Source organism: Trebonia kvetii (assembly GCF_007827045.1).
GTDB lineage: Bacteria > Actinomycetota > Actinomycetes > Streptosporangiales > Streptosporangiaceae > Trebonia > Trebonia kvetii.
Map to the genome: position 1 here is coordinate 1 of NZ_RPFW01000049.1, position 420 is coordinate 420.

Here is a 420-nt window from a genome sequence, read left to right on the forward strand (position 1 = left end):
GTTTGCCGCATCAAGAATTGTTTTTGTTGAGCGGTAATTTTCTTCAAGCAAAACAACTTTAGCTTTTGGATAATCTTTTTCAAAGTCTAAGATATTTTGCATATCTGCTCCGCGCCAACCATAGATTGATTGGTCAGCATCCCCAACGACACAGATATTTTGAAAACGACTGGCTAAAAGTTTAACCAACTGATATTGTGCATGGTTGGTATCTTGATACTCATCAACATGAATATATTGAAATTTTCCTTGATAGTAAGAAAGGACATCCGGGTTTTCATCAAAAAGGCGCAACGTCTGCATGATTAAATCGTCAAAATCCATTGATTCTGCTTTTCGTAATTCTTTTTGGTAAATCTTATAAACACGCGCAACAACCATTTCATATGGATGTCTAGCGCTTGTTTGAGCTTCATAAGC

The 420-nt window shown here is 36.4% G+C and carries 1 protein-coding gene; it reads right to left on the reverse strand.

Annotated features, from left to right (window positions below; all coding sequences use genetic code 11):
- On the reverse strand, positions 1 to 420 hold a 420-nt coding region (locus tag EAS64_RS42905; protein ID WP_145862457.1), incomplete at both ends, for a UvrD-helicase domain-containing protein.